This is a genomic window from Delftia sp. NA_296.1, from assembly GCF_052692095.1.
In genome coordinates this window covers 55,609-69,798 of the sequence record NZ_JBQZGF010000012.1, presented here as the reverse complement: position 1 = coordinate 69,798, position 14,190 = coordinate 55,609, and the positions used below count along the sequence as shown (strand labels likewise).

Sequence of the window (14,190 nt, the reverse complement as noted above, 5' to 3'; positions counted from 1 at the left end):
CATACTAGGAACAAGCAACATGGCAACTGCAAAGAAGGCAACGGCTGCTCCGGCAGCTCCCGCAAAGAAGCGCACTCCCAACGCCGCCTTCATGAAACCCCTCACCCCCAGCCCCGCTCTGGCTGCCGTGGTGGGTTCCACTCCCCTGCCCCGCACCGAGATCATCAGCAAGCTGTGGGTCTACATCAAGGCCAACAAGCTGCAAGACGCTGCCAACAAGCGCATGATCAACGCCGACGCGAAGCTCAAGGAAGTGTTCGGCAAGCCCCAAGTCTCGATGTTCGAGATGGCTGGCCTGATCGGCAAGCACGTCAAGTAATCCTCGGGCCTGCGCCACGACGGACGAAAGCCGGCCCCTGGGCCGGCTTTTCTTTTTTCCGGGATGCCATCTCCTCTTCTTGCCGGAGATGCTGCACACCGACAACATTCCAATGCCATGAGCCAAGTGCCCGCGCTGCAAGCCGTTCCCGACGGCATCATCAATCTGGCCGACCACGAGGCGCATGCGCGGCAGCGGATGGACGACAACGCCTGGGCCTATTTCTCGGGCGGCGCGGCCGATGAGCGCAGTCTTGCGGCCAACCGCAGCGCCTGGGACGCGCTCACACTGTGGCCGCGCGTGCTCCGCCCCCTTGCAGGCGGTCATACCCGGCTGCAGTTGCTGGGCAGGGAGCTGGCCTGCCCGCTGCTGGTGGCCCCCATGGCCTTCCAGCGCATGGCCCATGAGGACGCAGAGCTTGCAACGGCCTATGCCGCTGCGGCGCTGGGCGCGGGCATAGTGCTCAGCACACAGGCCAGCCTGCCGCTGGAGACAGTGGCACAGGCAGCACGGCTCACGCCTGGCCATGGCCCTTTGTGGTTCCAACTCTATCTGCAGCATGACCGTGGCTTCACCACGCAACTGATCAAGCGCGCAGAGGCCGCAGGCTACGAAGCGCTGGTGCTGACGGTGGACGCGCCCACCAGCGGTGTGCGGGACCGTGAACGCCGCGCGCGCTTTTGTCTTCCGCCGGGAGTGTCTGCCGTCAATCTGCAGGGGATGGCGCCACTTGCAGCCATGCAACTCGCACCAGGCCAGAGCCCCCTGTTCGACGGCCTTTTGCACCATGCACCCACCTGGGATGACGTTGCCTGGCTGCAGCAGCAGACACGGCTGCCACTGCTGCTCAAGGGCGTGCTCCACCCGGCCGATGCGCTGCAGGCCGCGAGATTGGGAGTAGCGGGCATCATCGTCTCCAACCATGGAGGGCGCACGCTGGACACCGCACCGGCAACGGCAACAGCCCTTGCCCGCGTGGCCAGGGCCGTGCGCGGCGCGGGCCACGAGCTCCCCTTGCTGGCCGACGGGGGCATACGGCGCGGCACAGACGTGCTCAAGGCGATCGCCCTCGGTGCGACGGCGGTTCTGATAGGCCGCCCCGTACTCTGGGGGCTGGCCAATGCGGGCGCCGCCGGCGTGGCCCATGTGCTCAGGTTGCTGCGCGATGAACTGGAGATCGCCATGGCGCTGACAGGGTGTGCCACCCTTGCCCAGGCCACTGTGGAACTACTGGATACCGAGTAAAGCCGAGCGCCATACAGCCCTACAGACAACCAAGAATTGCAAATGCGATGAATTCTCATTTATAATTTTTCATCCTATCAATAGCCAGCCACTACTGCCTGTAGCCATGATCGTCTGTGTATGCCGCCGGGTTTCCGACCGTGAGATCGCACGCCACGCTCATGCGGGCATGAGCTTTGACGAGATCCAATTTGAATTGGGTATCGCCATGCAGTGCGGCCGCTGCGAAAGCTGCGCCCGGGATGTGGTGGCGCAATGCTGCGCCAGCCAGCCCGTGGCGGCCATCCACAACGAGGTCGCGGCCCAGACCGTCCAGCTTGCCAACAACATTCTGGAGAGCAAAGCATGGTCCTCCTCTCAGCACTTGTCGGCAGCCTGATCCTCGTCGTTACATGCACCTGGTGGATTCTGCGCAGCTGATACTCCGTCTTCCGAGCGACAGCACCCGGCTCCCATACGCTGACCGCTCCTTCTGTCTCTATGTCCCAGTCTGATCGTTTTGGCCCCCCCGGGGGCCTTGGCCGTAACGTGGCCATCGCGGGTTCAGTCGTGGTCTTGCATGCAGCAACCCTTTGGGCGATGCAGCATGGCCTGCTCCAGCGCGCACCCGAAGAGGTCATCGTGCCAGCCCAGGTGATTGCGGAATTCATTTCGCCACCCGCTCCCGAGCCCGAGGCACCCAAGCCCCCTCCTCCGCCACCACCTCCCAAACCGCAGCCGGTCGTGAAGAAGGCACCGCCGCTGCCCAAGGCCATTGCCGACCCCAAGCCTGCACCCGCGGCGCCGCGCGGCACGCTGGACGACGAGCCCAAGCCCGTGGTGGAAGCACCGCCGGCACCGCCCGCCCCTCCTGCGCCGCCAGCGCCTCCCGCTCCCCCGGCGCCACCGGCTCCGCCCAAGATCGAATTGCCGTCCAACAACGCGGCCTACCTCAACAACCCGGCCCCCAACTACCCCGCCATCAGCAGGCGCATGGGGGAACAGGGAACGGTCACGCTGCGCATCTTCGTGGACGCGCAAGGCCTGCCTCAAAAGATCGAGGTCAGCAAATCCAGCGGCTACGACCGTCTGGACCAGCAGGCCGTGGACGGCGTCAAGAACTGGAAATTCGTCCCCGGCAAGAGCAACGGCACGCCAACCCCCATGTGGGTCACCGTCCCGGTCAAATTCACCCTCAATTGATTCTCAGGAGTATCCATGGATTCCCAATTCGGCATTGCCCACGTCTGGACGCAGGGAGACTTCGTCACCCGTGCCGTCGCCATCATCCTGCTGGCCATGTCGGTGGCCTCTTGGCTCGTGATGATCATCAAGGCCCTGGACATCGTGAAGTTCAAGAAGCTGGCGCGCAACGCCCAGGACTTCTGGCACAGCCCCGACCTGGCCAGCGGCCTGGAAAAGCTGGGCGATGACCGCTCCAACCCCTTCCGCTACCTGGTGCTCGAAGGCCGCGAAGCCACCGCCCACCACCGCAAGACCAGCGCCCACCTGCATGACACGCTGGACATCAGCGACTGGGTGACCCGCTGCATGCGCAACGGCATCAGCGAGTTCACCGCCCGCCTGCAATCGGGCCTGGCCATTCTGGCTTCCGTGGGCTCGACCGCTCCCTTCATCGGCCTGTTCGGCACCGTCTGGGGCATCTACCACGCGCTGGTCGCCATCGGCCTGTCCGGCCAGTCCTCGATCGACAAGGTCGCGGGCCCCATCGGTGAAGCGCTGATCATGACCGCCCTGGGCCTGGCCGTGGCGATTCCCGCCGTGCTCGGCTACAACGCCGTGGTGCGTGGCAACAAGTCCATCCTCAACGCCCTCAACAGCTTTGCCCACGACATGCACGCCTACTTCGTGACCGGCGCCCGCGTGTCCATCGACGGCAAGGAAGCCGGCAACGTGCTGCCGCTGAAGAAAGGCGCGTAAGCCATGGCATTCGGAACAATGGACGATGACGGCGAAGAGGTGATGAACGAGATCAACATGACGCCGCTGGTCGACGTCATGCTGGTGCTCCTGATCATCTTCATCATCACCGTGCCGGTGATGAAGCATTCGGTGAACGTGGACCTGCCCCGCGCCACCAACCAGCCCGAGGACGTCAAGCCCGCCACCGTGCGCCTGGCCGTCTCCGCCGATGGCCAGTACCACTGGAATGGCGTTGCCGTCAGCGATACGCAGTTCGAGGAGAACCTCAAGGCCGAGGCGGCCAAGGAGCCGCAACCTGACCTGCATATCCAGGGTGACAAGGAAGTGCGCTACGAGCGCGTGGCCCAGGCCATGGCTGCCGCACAGCGTGCAGGCGTGCGCAAGATCGGCTTCGTGACGGACCCGGCCAAGTAGGCCGTGGCAGGCATTCCTTGCCTGGCGATCAACGACAACGGCCCTTCGGGGCCGTTTTTCATTCTCTTTACGCTGGCAGTGCATCGAGTCGCAGGGATAGGACTGGTCCCAGAAACCACAATGCGAGTAAGTCTCACTTGATTTTCAATTGAGAATTGTTATCATTCACAAAACTTTCCAATTTTTGAGGAATTCCCTGCATGTCTGCCACTTCCGCCGCCACCTCGCATCTGTCCGGCAACTCCAACGCCCAGGCCTTTGCAGCGCTGCAGGCCGCAGCATCTGCAGCCCTGACCGGGGCCGCCAGCGGACTCGACAGCACCTTGCTGCTCAATGGACAAAAGGCTGTGACCATCGTGCACAACGGCACGCCCTACCGCCTGCAGGCCACCAAGCTGGGTAAGCTCATTCTGACCAAATAAGCAAGATTCCGGCCGTCGTCGGATGCCCGACCGGCGGCTTCTTCGTTTCATCGTGGGGCGACCTTGGGACTTCCAGTCTCAGAGGTCGATTAGCCAGCCAACAAAATCTTCGGATTTTGCGTAGCCAAGCATTTTTTCCCCGCGCTGCAGCGCAGATTGACCAAAGAAAAAGCCCCTGTACATCGGCACAGGGGCTTTTTCTTGGCTGCATGGATCAGTCCCCAGGGACCGATTCATGCAGCATGGGTGCACCAGGGGCTATTACAGGCCCAGAGCAGCAATGCCGGCGCTAGCAACCTGCGCATCCTCGCTGGCCTTGACGCCGCTGACGCCCACGGCGCCCAGGCATTGGCCGTCCTTCATGATGGCCACGCCACCTTCGAGCAGGCCGTCCAGCGTGGGCGCGCTCAGGAAGGCCGTGCGGCCGTTGTTGATCATGTCTTCATAGCCCTTGGTATCGCGGCGGCCCAGGGCCGCCGAGCGGGCCTTGGACGGAGCGATGTGGGCCGACACGGCGGCGGCGCCATCCAGGCGCTGCAGCCACAGCAGGTGGCCGCCGTCATCGACGATGGCAATGGTCACGGCCCACTTGTTCTTCAGCGCCTCGGCTTCTGCGGCGGCGGCAATGGCCTTCACGTCGGCCAGTTCGAGTTCATGCTTGGTCTTCATAAGATTCCAATTATCCATTCCATCACAAATGTCCTATAAGCATAGCAATCGTATGAGGACTGACAATGCATGCGCAGAACAAAACATTCGAAACCAAACCATGGCGGCGGCTCGGGGTATTGCAAGTCGCGCGCAAGCCGCCACCTAGAATGGGCAAGTCGCAACAACACTCCTTCGGAGGACTGGCCACATGAATGATCAAGTCACCACACTGGGCTCTGCGGGCTACGGTGTCTCGCAGCAAGAGCGCAATCGCGTATTGCGCAACACCTACTGGCTGCTGGCCCTGAGTCTTCTCCCCACCGTGCTGGGCGCTTGGCTGGGCGTGGCCACGGGCATCACGCGCTCGCTGAGCGGCGGGTTGGGGCTCATCGTCTTCCTGGGCGGCGCCTTCGGCTTCATGTTCGCCATCGAGAAGACAAAGCACTCGGCAGCCGGCATTCCCGTGCTCCTGGGCTTCACGTTCTTCATGGGCCTGATGCTGTCGCGCATGATCGGCATGATCCTGGGCTTCAAGAACGGCTCCGAGCTGATCATGACCGCCTTTGCAGGCACGGCCGGCGTGTTCCTGGTCATGGCCTCGCTGGCCACGGTGATCAAGCGCGACCTGTCGGGCATGGGCAAGTTCCTGTTCGTCGGCGTGCTGGTGCTGTTCGTGGGCTCCATCATCAACGTCTTCATCGGCTCCACGGCCGGCATGATGGCGATCTCGGTGGCGGCCATCGGCATCTTCAGCGCCTACATGCTCTATGACCTCAAGCAGATCATGGACGGCGGCGAGACCAACTACATCAGCGCCACGCTGGCTCTGTACCTGGACCTGTTCAACGTGTTCCAGAGCCTGCTGGCCCTGCTGGGCATCATGGGCGGCGAACGCGACTGATGCCGCACGCGGAAGGCTTCGCCTTCCCTGCTGCACACCAAAGGCCTCCTTCGGGAGGCCTTTTGCATGTCCGGGATCATCATTTGTGCAAAGCGGACTCAACTTCTTCCAGGGCCTGCCGATAATCTCCTCAAGATGACCATGCCTAATCTTCCCCGCACCTTCGCCATCCTGCTGCTGCCCACGCTGCTCGCCGGCTGCAAGCTGGATGATATTCCGGGCCTGGGACCGGACCCCCGCACCGTCGCCAAGGAGGCCGAGGCCAAGGCCATCGGCGGGGCGTGCCGCCATGCCCTGCGCGGGCTCGAGGATTGCTACACGCTCAACCCCAAATCGTCCAAGGCCCTGGTGTTTGCAGGCTGGAAGGATATGGACGAATACATGCGCGCCAACAAGATGGAGGGCACGCCTTCGGTCCTGGGCCAGAGCGACCGCCGCCGCAGCGACAAGGACGAGGCGCCTGCCGAGCCGACCTCAGGCCGCAATCGCAGCTGACCCCTTTTGAGATCCGGTTTTGAGATCTGGATCCGCCCGTTAAAAAGCCGTGGCCGCCCGAGGGCTCCACGGCTTTTTTCATGGCACGGGCAGCCAGGCCGTCAGTCTGCGCAGCGCTCGAACACCGCCATGCTCTCCACGTGGGCCGTGTGCGGGAACATGTTGACCACGCCTGCCGACACACAGCGATAGCCGGCCAGATGCACCAGAAGGCCGGCATCGCGCGCCAGCGTTGCGGGATTGCAGCTGACATAGACGATGCGCTCGGGAAAGCGCCAGGCCTCATACCCTGCCGGCAGTGGCTCGGCGCCTTCGGCACCGATGCGCGCCTGGTGGATGTCGGCCAGGGCCTTGGACAGCGCAAACGCGCCTTCGCGCGGCGGATCCACCAGCCACTTGCCGGCCACGCCGTCGGCGAACAGCATCTCGGGCGTCATCTCGAACAGGTTGCGCGCCACAAAGCGCGTGGGCGCGAGCTTGTCGCCCTCTGCGCGCTGTGCGTTGTTGGCCGCGTAGTTTTCATGGGAGCGCTTGACCAGGGTATCGCTGCCCTCGATGCCCAACACCTCGCGCGCCTGCGTGGCCAGGGGCAGGGTGAAGTTGCCCAGACCGCAGAACCAGTCGATCACGCGCTCGCCCTTCTTGACATCCAGCAGGCGCAGCGCGCGCGTGACCAGCACGCGGTTGATGTGCGGATTGACCTGGGTGAAGTCCGTGGGCTTGAACGGCATGGTGATGCCGAAATCGGGCAGGCCGTAGTCGAGCTGGGCGCCTCCCTGCTCCATGAGGTGCACGGTGTCCGGGCCCTTGGGCTGCAGCCACCACTGCACGTTGTGCTCGACTGCGAAGGCCCGCAGCCGGGCCTGGTCGTCCTCGGACAGCGGCTCCAGATGGCGCAGCACCAGGGCCGTGACGGAGTCGCCGCAGGCAACCTCGATCTGCGGGCAGGTTTCGCGCGCATCCATGGAGGCGATCAGCGCGCGCATGGGCAGCAGCATGGCGTCCACATGGGGCGGCAGGATCTTGCAGGTCTCCATGTCGGCGATGTAGCGGCTCTTGCGCTCGTGAAAGCCCACCAGCACCTTGCCCTTCTTGGCCACATAGCGCACCGACAGGCGCGAGCGGAAACGGTAGGCCCAGGACGGACCTTCGATGGGGCGCAGCAGCGTCTCGGGCTTGACCTTGGCCAGATGCCAGAGATTGTCTTCCAGCACGCGCTGCTTGATGGCCACCTGGGCGCCCACGTGCAGATGCTGCATCTTGCAGCCGCCGCAGGCACCGGCGTGCAGACCGAAATTCGGGCAGCCGGGGCGCACGCGCTGGGAAGATTCGCGGTGGATGGCCGTCAGGCTGGCGGCTTCCCAGTTGTTTTTCTTGCGATGGGTGTTGGCGCTGACCAGTTCGGTAGGCAGGGCGCCGTCGATGAATACCACCTTGCCATCGCTCTTGCGGGCCACGCCCTGGGCGTCCATATCCATGGACAGCACCTGCAGCCAGCCTTCGGGCAGTGCAGGGGCGTCGATGTCGGCTTCGGGCAGGTTGTCGGGGATCTTGTTGTCGCGGGGTTCACTCATGGGGCACGATTGTCTCAGGCTCTCCCCTTGCCCTGTTGGCGGCTCCCCAAAAAAGCCCCCAACTCGCTTTTGCCTCTCAGGACCGCGGAGTGCTGCTGCGGCCCAGGTCCCGCTGCCGCTCCTGGCGCGCCCGGGCCAGTTGCTCGCGTTCGGCCAGCAGGTTGATTTCGGTGATGCAGTTGAATTCGTCCAGCGTGAACACCATGGTGGCGCCGCGCTCGATCTTGTCCACGGTCTGGTGCAGCGGCAAGGTCAGGTCCACCGGCGGGCGGTTGGAGCGGTAGATCAGCTCTTGCTCGGGCGTGTAGACGGAATAGCAGGCGGCAGACGCGGCCTGCGCCAGCGCGCAGGCGGCCAGCACGGTGATGGCACGCAGGTTTTGCACAGCAGTCATGGTGTTCCCCTCAAAACGGCGGCCCGCCTGTGTATGTACTGGGTGGCAGGCCAGGCTGCCCAGCATTATGGAGCAGCACATGCCGCGCCCCGCCAGGCGCCGCCTCCGCGCTGCAGCCGGTTTTGATTTTTCAGTTATCACAAATTTCTCTCTTGACAGAAATTTCAGGCCTGCAGACACTGAGGCCATGCAACTGAGTCCCATCGCACACCGTTTCATCCACCATTGGGGCGACATGGGCAGCTCCTGGGGAGTGAACCGCACGGTCGCCCAGATCCACGCCCTGCTGTTTTTCCATGGCCGCCCGCTCAACGCGGAAGAGATTGCCGACACGTTGGGCGCCGCTCGCTCCAACGTGAGCAACAGCCTCAAGGAGCTGCAGGGCTGGGAGCTGATCCGCACCAGCCGCAGGCCTGGCGACCGCCGCGACTACTTCGAGACCTCGTCCGATGTCTGGGAGCTGCTGCGCACCATCGTGCGAGAGCGCAAGCAGCGCGAGTTCGACCCGACCTCCGAGATGCTGCGGGAATTGATCGCCGAGCCTGGCTTCGACGACGAATCCCCCGACACCCAGGACCGCGTGCACGAGACGCTGCGCCTCATGGAGTCACTGGGCATCTGGACCGATGAGATGCTGCGGCTGTCGCCCTCCACGCTGGACAAGCTGCTGCGCCTGGGCGCGAGCGTGCAGCGCTTCGTGCGCTCCGAGGCCGCTGACACCCGCGTCAAGCGCGGACGCCAAGCCTGAAATTTCCGTCACAAGAGAAACTGGAGGTCACCATGCGCATTCTGGTCTGCGGCGGCAACGGCTTCATCGGCCGCCATATCGTCAACCTGCTGGCCCTGGCCGGCCATGATCCCGTGGCGCGCAGCCGCCATTCTCTGCCTGCGCTCGACTACGCCAAGGCCACCACGCCCGACGCCTGGCTGCCGCACCTGGCGGGCGTGGATGCCGTGGTCAATGCCGTGGGCGTGCTGCGCGACAGCGCCTCCCGGCCCATCGATGCCATGCACGCCCAGGCCCCCATCGCCCTGTTCGATGCCTGCGCGGCGGCCGGCGTGCGGCGCGTGGTGCAGATATCGGCCCTGGGCATAGAGGGCAGTGCCACGCGCTACGCCACCACCAAACGCACCGCTGACGAGCATCTGCTGGCACTCACGGCAGCCGGCCATCTGCAAGGCTGCGTGGTCCGCCCCAGCGTGGTGTTCGGCGCTGGCGGCGCCAGCAGCGAGATGTTCCTGTCCATGGCGCGCCTGCCGGCGCTGCTGCTGCCGCGCCCCGTGCTGCAGGCACGCGTGCAGCCGGTGGCCGTGCGCGACCTGGCCGAGGCCGTGGCCGGCCTGGTGACGCGCCCCGAGCCCGTGGGCATGATCGAGATCGGTGGCCCCCTGCCCTTGCCGCTGGCCGCACTGATTGCCAGCCTGCGCGCGCAGATGGGCCGCGCCCCGGCCCGCGTGGGCACGCTGCCCGGCTGGCTCACCCGCGCCAGCGCACGCGCTGGCGACTGGGTCAGCGCCTCACCGTGGTGCAGCGAGACACTGGCCATGCTGGCCAGCGACAACGTCACCGATCCGGCGGGATTGCAAGCCCTGCTGGGCCGGCCCGGCATTGCTCCCGCCCAGTTGCTGGCCACGCTGAGCCATGGGTGAACACCGCCTGCGCCAGGTTCCCCCTTCACAGCGCGCCATGCACCTCAGCCTGATCGCCGTCTGGCTGGGCACGGCCCTGGTCAGCGCCATCGAGCACCGCGGCCTGAGCGTGCAGGTGCTGGCCGATGCCGGCATCCACGATGCGCGCTGGCAGACATTCCTGATCTGGAGCGGCCTGCTCGCCGACCTGGCCGTGGGCCTGGCGCTGTGGCTGCGGCCCGGCCGGGAGAGCTATCTGGCGGCCTTGCTGCTGATGGCCGCCATGACCGTGCTGGCCACGGTGCTGCAGCCCACGCTGTGGCTGCACCCGCTGGGGCCGCTGCTCAAGAACCTGCCGATCGCAGCCATGCTGCTGCACCTGATGTCGGCGCCCGTCACGTCCAAGGAGTCCGCATGAATCTCTACCTGTTGCTCAAGACGCTGCATATCGCGTCCAGCGTGCTGCTGGTCGGCACCGGCCTGGGCTCGGCCTTCTACATGTTCTTCGCCAACCGCAGCGGCAGCGTCGCTGCCCAGGCCGTGGTCAGCCGCCTGGTGGTGCGTGCGGACTGGTGGTTCACCACGCCCTGCGTGGTCATACAGCCTGTGAGCGGCATTGCCCTGGCCCATATGGCGGGCTGGCCGTTGACCACGCCGTGGCTGGCACTGTCGCTGGGCCTGTACCTGCTGGCCGGCGCCTGCTGGCTGCCCGTGGTCTGGCTGCAGGTGCGCATGGCCGCCATGGCGCGCGGCGCGCACGCAGCGCAGGCCGCCCTGCCCGCGCTGTATGCCGTCTACGCCCGGCGCTGGGAGGCGCTGGGCTACCCGGCCTTCATTGCCATGGCCGTGACCTACTACCTCATGGTCAACAAGCCGATGCTCTGGGGCGGTTGAGCATCGGCAGTGCCTTCAGTGCCTGGCCTCAGAGCTTGGCAATGGACACTTCGGTGGACTTGACCAGGGCCACCACATCGGAGCCCACGACCAGGCCCAGCTCGTCCACCGAGCGCGTGGTGATCACCGAGGTGACCACGCCCCAGGGCGTTTGCACATCGACTTCGGAGACGACATCGCCACGGATGATTTCGCGCACCTGGCCCTTGAACTGGTTGCGCACGTTGATGGCTTGAATGGACATGTTTTTCTCCTGGGGATCAAAAGGAATCAAAGGAAGGTTGGGGAAAACGGAAAGTCAGACGGCCCAGCGCAGGCCATGGGCAGGTACGCCGGGCCAGGCCGTGGTGTCGGTCAGCGGATTGGCTTCTGGCTCGGCGGCGGGCTTTTGCAGCACGCGGTCGAGGATGCGTTGCTCGATGGCCGCCAGCGCCACGCTGCCGTGCACGCGCGGCCGTGGCAGGGCGATGCGTTCATCCAGCGCAATGCGGCCGTCCTCGATCAGCACCACGCGGTCGGCCAGAGCTACGGCCTCCTGCACGTCATGCGTGACCAGCAGGGCCGTGAAGCCGTGGCGCTGCCACAGGCCTTCGATCAGGCGGTGCATCTCTATGCGGGTGAGCGCATCGAGCGCGCCCAGCGGCTCGTCCAGCAGCAGCAGTTGCGGGCGGTGCACCAGGGCGCGCGCCAGGGCCACGCGCTGGCGCTGGCCGCCGGACAGGCGCGCCGGCCATTCGCCCTCGCGGTCGGCCAGGCCGACCTGGGCCAGCACTTCGCGGCCGCGTTCCTGGGCCGAGGCGGGCAGGCCCAGCGTCACATTGGCCAGCACGCGCCGCCAGGGCAGCAGGCGCGCGTCCTGGAACATGATGCGCGTGCCGCCCTGCGCGCCCTGCACGGCGCGGGCGGGCTCGCCGTCCAGCAGCAAGGTGCCGGCCGTGGCCTGCTCCAGGCCTGCGACCAGGCGCAGCAAGGTGCTCTTGCCGCAGCCGCTGCGGCCCACGATGGCGACGAATTCGCCAGGCTCCACCTGCAGCTGCACTTCGTGCAGCACCTCGCGCTGGCCGTAGCGCTTGGTCAGCCCGCCGGCCTGCAGGCGCACGCCACGGCGTGGTGCGGATTGGGGGGATGCGGACTGCGGCGCATCGTCGTTCTGGGCCAGGCGGTCGCTGACGTCCAGGCCATCGGCATCGAACGAGGCCTCCCAGGCCATCGCCGGCGCGGTGGTGTTCAGCTCCACGGCCTGTGCCAGCGTGGTCTTCATGCGGTTCCATCGGCTCATGTCGTGCTCCTTGTGTCACTTGGGCTGGTAGCCCGGATGCCAGCGCAGCCACCAGTGCTCCAGCGCACGCGCAAACCAGTCGGCCAGCTTGCCCAGCAGGGCGTACAGCAGGATGCCGACCAGCACCACGTCGGTCTGCAGGAACTCGCGGGCGTTCATGGTCAGGTAGCCGATACCCGACTGGGCCGAGATGGTCTCGGCCACGATGAGGATCACCCACATCAGGCCCAGCGAAAAACGCAGGCCGACGAGGATGGAGGACAGCGCGCCCGGCAGGATGACCTCGCGGTACAGCTGCCAGCGCGTGAGGCCGTAGCTGCGCCCCATCTCGATCAGCGCGGGGTCCACATTGCGTATGCCGTGGAAGGTGTTCAGGTAGATGGGAAAGAACACCGACACGCTGATCAGGAACAGCTTGGCGCTCTCGTCGATGCCGAACCACAGGATGACCAGCGGAATCAGCGCCAGAGCGGGGATGTTGCGCACCATCTGGATGGTGGAGTCCAGCAGCGTTTCGGCCCAGCGCAGCGAACCCGTGAGCAGGCCCAGCGCCAGGCCCAGGCCGCCGCCGATGGCCAGGCCTCCCAGCGCGCGGCCCGCGCTCACCTGCACATGCTTGAGCAGCTCTCCCGACTCGGCCAGCGCCTGCGCGGCGCGCAGCACATCCAGCGGAGCGGGCAGCACCCGCGTGGACAGCCAGCCGAAGGCCGAGGCGGCCTGCCAGACGGCGATCAGCGCCAGCGGCACCAGCCAGGGCACCAGGCGGCGGCCCACGCCGGCCGCAAAGCGCAGCAGCGGCGACCAGGAATCGCCGGCCGGGGGAGCCGAGGAGGCCGGCAGCGCAGTAACGGTACGTGCATCGGACATGCGTGACTCCCTCAGCTTTGCGACGCGCGCGGCGAGTACAGGTTGGCAACGGTCTCGCCCAGGGGCCCGCCCACGCCGCCAGCCAGCCTGTCGCGCACGGACAGCGGCAGCAGCGGGAAGACCAGCTCGGCAAAGCGGTAGGCCTCTTCCAGGTGCGGATAGCCGGACAGCACGAAGGTGTCTATGCCCAGGTCCGCGTACTCCTTGATGCGGTCGGCCACGGTCTGCGCATCGCCCACCAGGGCCGTGCCCGCGCCGCCGCGCACCAGGCCCACGCCGGCCCAGAGGTTGGGGCTGATCTCCAGCTCGGCCCGCGTGCGGCGGCTGCCGCCGGCATGCAGGGCGGCCATGCGGCGCTGGCCTTCCGAGTCCATGCGCGCGAAGGCGGCCTGGGCCTGGACCACGGTCTCGTCCTTGAGGCGGCTGATCAGGCGATCGGCATCGGCCCAGGCCTCGTCCTCGGTCTCGCGCACGATGACGTGCAGGCGGATGCCGAACTTCACGCTGCGGCCATGGCGAGCCGCCTTGTCGCGCACATCGGCAATCTTTTTGGCCACCTCGGCCGGGGGCTCGCCCCAGGTCAGGTAGGCATCGACCTGCTCGGCGGCCAGGTCGTGCGCGGCCTCGGACGAACCGCCGAAGTACACGGGCGGATACGGCTTTTGCAGCGGCGGGAACAACAGCTTGGCGCCCTTGACCGAGAGGTGTTCACCTTCGTAGTCGAGCGTGCCGCCCTCATGGCTGCGCTCAAGGATCTCACGCCAGATGCGGATGAACTCGGCCGATTGCTCGTAGCGCTGGGCATGGTCGAGGAAGACGCCGTCGCCCTCCAGCTCGGCGCGGTCGCCGCCCGTGACCAGGTTGATCAGCAGCCGCCCGCCCGACAGGCGGTCGAACGAGGCCGCCATGCGCGCCGCCAGGCTGGGCTGGTGCAGGCCGGGACGCACGGCGACCAGGAACTTCAGGCGCTTGGTGACCGGAATCAGGCTGGAGGCGACGACCCAGGGGTCCTCGCAGGAGCGGCCCGTGGGAATCAGCACGCCCTCGTAGCCCAGGCTATCGGCCGCGATGGCGACCTGCTTGACATAGTCGTGGCTGAGCGGGCGGGCGCCCTCGGCCGTGCCGAGGTAGCGGCTGTCGCCGTGGGTGGGAATGAACCAGAAAACCTGCATGCGCTGCTCCA

At 66.1% G+C, this 14,190-nt stretch carries 20 protein-coding genes; 13 read left to right on the top strand and 7 right to left on the bottom strand.

Going from position 1 to position 14,190, the window contains the following annotated elements; genetic code table 11:
- Positions 1-19 precede the first annotated feature (19 nt).
- The 7 genes from ACUTR7_RS25240 to hemP all read left to right on the top strand — a co-directional run bounded on the left by ACUTR7_RS25240 (position 20) and on the right by hemP (position 4,323).
- Positions 20-319, top strand: a complete 300-nt coding sequence (locus ACUTR7_RS25240) for an SWIB/MDM2 domain-containing protein (protein WP_012206418.1) — start codon at positions 20-22, stop codon at positions 317-319.
- 117 nt (positions 320-436) lie between these two features.
- A complete protein-coding gene (locus tag ACUTR7_RS25235; RefSeq protein ID WP_445610092.1) occupies positions 437-1,564 on the top strand; it encodes an alpha-hydroxy acid oxidase in 1,128 nt (375 codons plus the stop codon).
- Between the two features lie 106 nt (positions 1,565-1,670).
- Entirely contained in the window at positions 1,671-1,943 is a 273-nt protein-coding gene (locus ACUTR7_RS25230) for a (2Fe-2S)-binding protein (RefSeq protein WP_012206420.1), read from the top strand.
- Positions 1,944-2,044: 101 nt separating this feature from the next.
- Positions 2,045-2,746, top strand: a complete 702-nt coding sequence (locus ACUTR7_RS25225) for an energy transducer TonB (protein WP_013801672.1) — start codon at positions 2,045-2,047, stop codon at positions 2,744-2,746.
- A 15-nt stretch (positions 2,747-2,761) separates the two neighbouring features.
- The gene (locus ACUTR7_RS25220) at positions 2,762-3,484 is read left to right on the top strand and encodes a MotA/TolQ/ExbB proton channel family protein (RefSeq protein ID WP_012206422.1); all 723 of its coding nucleotides are present in this window, start codon (positions 2,762-2,764) and stop codon (positions 3,482-3,484) included.
- A 3-nt stretch (positions 3,485-3,487) separates the two neighbouring features.
- On the top strand, positions 3,488-3,901 hold the full coding sequence (locus ACUTR7_RS25215) for an ExbD/TolR family protein (RefSeq protein WP_013801671.1): 414 nt from the start codon (positions 3,488-3,490) through the stop codon (positions 3,899-3,901).
- 200 nt (positions 3,902-4,101) lie between these two features.
- On the top strand, positions 4,102-4,323 hold the full coding sequence (gene hemP / locus ACUTR7_RS25210) for a hemin uptake protein HemP (RefSeq protein ID WP_012206424.1): 222 nt from the start codon (positions 4,102-4,104) through the stop codon (positions 4,321-4,323).
- A 261-nt stretch (positions 4,324-4,584) separates the two neighbouring features.
- Here the strand turns inward: hemP and ACUTR7_RS25205 are convergent, their stop codons facing one another.
- Positions 4,585-4,992 carry a GlcG/HbpS family heme-binding protein gene (locus ACUTR7_RS25205; protein ID WP_063325750.1) on the bottom strand — a complete coding sequence of 136 codons (408 nt, stop codon included), beginning with the start codon at positions 4,990-4,992 and terminating at the stop codon, positions 4,585-4,587.
- Positions 4,993-5,182: 190 nt separating this feature from the next.
- On the opposite strand from ACUTR7_RS25205, the gene ACUTR7_RS25200 reads away from it, so the two are divergent.
- Together ACUTR7_RS25200 and ACUTR7_RS25195 are read left to right on the top strand one after the other, a co-directional pair.
- Positions 5,183-5,875, top strand: a complete 693-nt coding sequence (locus ACUTR7_RS25200; RefSeq protein ID WP_012206426.1) for a Bax inhibitor-1/YccA family protein — start codon at positions 5,183-5,185, stop codon at positions 5,873-5,875.
- A gap of 66 nt (positions 5,876-5,941) precedes the next feature.
- Entirely contained in the window at positions 5,942-6,370 is a 429-nt protein-coding gene (locus tag ACUTR7_RS25195) for a hypothetical protein (protein WP_012206427.1), read from the top strand.
- A gap of 101 nt (positions 6,371-6,471) precedes the next feature.
- Here ACUTR7_RS25195 and rlmD read toward each other — a convergent pair whose 3' ends face one another.
- Both rlmD and ACUTR7_RS25185 read right to left on the bottom strand, forming a co-directional pair.
- A complete protein-coding gene (gene rlmD / locus ACUTR7_RS25190) occupies positions 6,472-7,944 on the bottom strand; it encodes a 23S rRNA (uracil(1939)-C(5))-methyltransferase RlmD (RefSeq protein WP_445610091.1) in 1,473 nt (490 codons plus the stop codon).
- 76 nt (positions 7,945-8,020) lie between these two features.
- On the bottom strand, positions 8,021-8,338 hold the full coding sequence (locus ACUTR7_RS25185) for a hypothetical protein (protein ID WP_013801667.1): 318 nt from the start codon (positions 8,336-8,338) through the stop codon (positions 8,021-8,023).
- A 187-nt stretch (positions 8,339-8,525) separates the two neighbouring features.
- Here ACUTR7_RS25185 and ACUTR7_RS25180 point away from each other — a divergent pair, with 187 nt between their 5' ends.
- Genes ACUTR7_RS25180 through ACUTR7_RS25165 form a run of 4 tightly spaced genes read left to right on the top strand, consistent with a single transcriptional unit; the run spans position 8,526 to position 10,861 of the window.
- Entirely contained in the window at positions 8,526-9,086 is a 561-nt protein-coding gene (locus ACUTR7_RS25180; protein WP_445610090.1) for a GbsR/MarR family transcriptional regulator, read from the top strand.
- A 32-nt stretch (positions 9,087-9,118) separates the two neighbouring features.
- Positions 9,119-9,988 carry an NAD-dependent epimerase/dehydratase family protein gene (locus ACUTR7_RS25175; RefSeq protein WP_353176028.1) on the top strand — a complete coding sequence of 290 codons (870 nt, stop codon included), beginning with the start codon at positions 9,119-9,121 and terminating at the stop codon, positions 9,986-9,988.
- Positions 9,981-10,385, top strand: a complete 405-nt coding sequence (locus ACUTR7_RS25170; protein WP_353176026.1) for a DoxX-like family protein — start codon at positions 9,981-9,983, stop codon at positions 10,383-10,385. Before ACUTR7_RS25175 ends, ACUTR7_RS25170 begins: the two co-directional genes overlap by 8 nt.
- Entirely contained in the window at positions 10,382-10,861 is a 480-nt protein-coding gene (locus ACUTR7_RS25165) for a DUF2269 family protein (protein WP_012206433.1), read from the top strand. The genes ACUTR7_RS25170 and ACUTR7_RS25165 overlap by 4 nt, the downstream gene beginning before the upstream one ends.
- Before the next feature lie 28 nt (positions 10,862-10,889).
- On the opposite strand, the gene ACUTR7_RS25160 is transcribed toward ACUTR7_RS25165, so the two are convergent.
- Genes ACUTR7_RS25160 through ssuD form a run of 4 tightly spaced genes read right to left on the bottom strand, consistent with a single transcriptional unit; the run spans position 10,890 to position 14,179 of the window.
- Positions 10,890-11,105 carry a TOBE domain-containing protein gene (locus ACUTR7_RS25160; protein ID WP_012206434.1) on the bottom strand — a complete coding sequence of 72 codons (216 nt, stop codon included), beginning with the start codon at positions 11,103-11,105 and terminating at the stop codon, positions 10,890-10,892.
- A gap of 54 nt (positions 11,106-11,159) precedes the next feature.
- The gene (locus ACUTR7_RS25155) at positions 11,160-12,140 is read right to left on the bottom strand and encodes an ATP-binding cassette domain-containing protein (protein WP_012206435.1); all 981 of its coding nucleotides are present in this window, start codon (positions 12,138-12,140) and stop codon (positions 11,160-11,162) included.
- Positions 12,141-12,155: 15 nt separating this feature from the next.
- Positions 12,156-13,007, bottom strand: coding sequence for an aliphatic sulfonate ABC transporter permease SsuC (gene ssuC, locus ACUTR7_RS25150; protein WP_047218080.1), 852 nt, complete (start codon positions 13,005-13,007; stop codon positions 12,156-12,158).
- 11 nt (positions 13,008-13,018) lie between these two features.
- Entirely contained in the window at positions 13,019-14,179 is a 1,161-nt protein-coding gene (gene ssuD, locus ACUTR7_RS25145) for an FMNH2-dependent alkanesulfonate monooxygenase (protein ID WP_445610089.1), read from the bottom strand.
- Between the last annotated feature and the right edge of the window lie 11 nt (positions 14,180-14,190).